We start from the raw sequence: 1,709 nt of genomic DNA, 5'->3' as shown, positions 1-1,709 counted from the left end.
CGGAAACGATACAAAAATATCTATTCTTGAATGGAACCCTATATTCTAGATTGTCTTGGCGCAGCCTCTCCCTTTGGGAGAAGGTTCGGTATACGAGTAGCATTTTCGGCTTTTTTCGTACTTGTTTATAATACCATATTCATCTCACACCCCTAAGAGTGGGTGTGAGGCTTCTGCTGATTTAGCTAAATAATCAGGTATTCAATCCACCATTTTTGAGTTGAGTGACTAATGAGAGCCGATGCAGTCAAATTTTGACTCATCGTCGGAGTCAGCTTTGCTCCTGATGAATTTTTTCGATATCATCAGGCGTACCAGTCTCAGAAATTTTTGATGTGCCAGATTTACCTGCACCTGAATTGCCGCCAGAAGCGCCAGCACCCCCTGAGTGTTTAGAATCTGTGTTGCCTTGTTCTTCTTGAAGCTGTTCAAGGCGGTTTTTTTCTTGAGCTTTATCTTTTTGGTCAGCCATATCTTATTTACATTTTTCGCGTTGCGATCGCTATATATTTTACCAGTACTTGTATTGCAAAAACCGACATTAATTTTTATAATCATCGCGCAAACATACAACGCCAAAAACCCCTGTAGGGAATTTGTACCTAATTTTTCTAAATTTGCTGTCGGTTAACATACCACCCCAAATTGAAAATAAATTTGTCGAAAAATTAAGATTTATTTAAATAAAACAACAGCAATATTGTTAAAATCAGAAGCTAGATCCCAATCAGTAACTAGGTTTTAGCGATATTTACAGATGGCTACGCCTATGCGCTCCAAGTAAAACCCTTACAAGTCTTTACTTCTTTAGGGATACAACTTTTGAGACAATCAGAAACGATTTAATAATAATCAAGCACTTATAGTCCACTCTGATCGGACTCCGTGTTATTTCTATTGAAAAGGGAGAACACAAACATGAAATTGGCTTACTGGATGTATGCAGGCCCAGCCCACATCGGCACTCTGCGAATCGCTAGTTCTTTTAAAAATGTTCATGCGATCATGCATGCCCCCATTGGCGATGACTACTTTAACGTCATGCGCTCCATGTTATCGCGGGAGAGGGATTTTACTCCAGTGACAACCAGTGTCGTCGATCGCAACGTTTTGGCACGCGGCTCTCAAGAGAAGGTGGTAGATAACATCATCCGCAAAGATGCCGAGGAACACCCGGATCTAATTGTATTAACTCCCACCTGCACCTCCAGCATTTTGCAAGAAGATTTGCACAACTTTGTCGAGCGATCGCAGTTGGAAGCAAAAGGAGACGTAATGCTGGCGGATGTGAACCACTACCGCTACAACGAACTGCAAGCAGCCGATCGCACTCTCGATCAAATCGTCCAATACTACATTGAAAAAGCTCGGAAGCGGGGCGAATTGCCAGAGGGCAAAACTGCAAAGCCCTCGGTTAATATTATCGGTACTACCACCCTCGGTTTCCACAACAATCACGACTGCACCGAACTGAAACGGTTAATGGCTGACTTGGGAATTGAGGTAAATACCTTAATTCCCGAAGGTGCTTCGGTGAACGACTTGAAGAAAATGCCCAAAGCCTGGTTTAACCTAGTTCCTTACCGTGAACTCGGTTTGACCACAGCTCGTTACCTGGAAGAACAATTCGGCACACCTTATATAGACATTACTCCAATGGGTGTAGTGGAAACTGCCCGTTGTATTCGCAAGATTCAGCAGGTAATTAA

General features: G+C 42.6%; 2 protein-coding genes. One reads left to right on the top strand and one right to left on the bottom strand.

Going from position 1 to position 1,709, the window contains the following annotated elements:
- Nucleotides 1–271: 271 nt before the first annotated feature.
- A complete protein-coding gene (locus ACEW80_RS14515; RefSeq protein ID WP_373527263.1) occupies nucleotides 272–472 on the bottom strand; it encodes a hypothetical protein in 201 nt (66 codons plus the stop codon).
- Nucleotides 473–918: 446 nt separating this feature from the next.
- On the opposite strand from ACEW80_RS14515, the gene ACEW80_RS14510 reads away from it, so the two are divergent.
- Nucleotides 919–1,709, top strand: a 791-nt coding sequence (locus ACEW80_RS14510) for a nitrogenase component 1 (protein WP_373527262.1), incomplete at its 3' end; no start/stop codon positions are given.

The sequence above is a fragment of the Nostoc sp. genome (assembly GCF_041747015.1).
In the GTDB taxonomy this organism is placed as follows: Bacteria; Cyanobacteriota; Cyanobacteriia; order Cyanobacteriales; family Nostocaceae; genus Nostoc.
The sequence above is the reverse complement of the archived record's forward strand: the minus strand, read 5'-3'. Positions and strand labels throughout refer to the sequence as shown.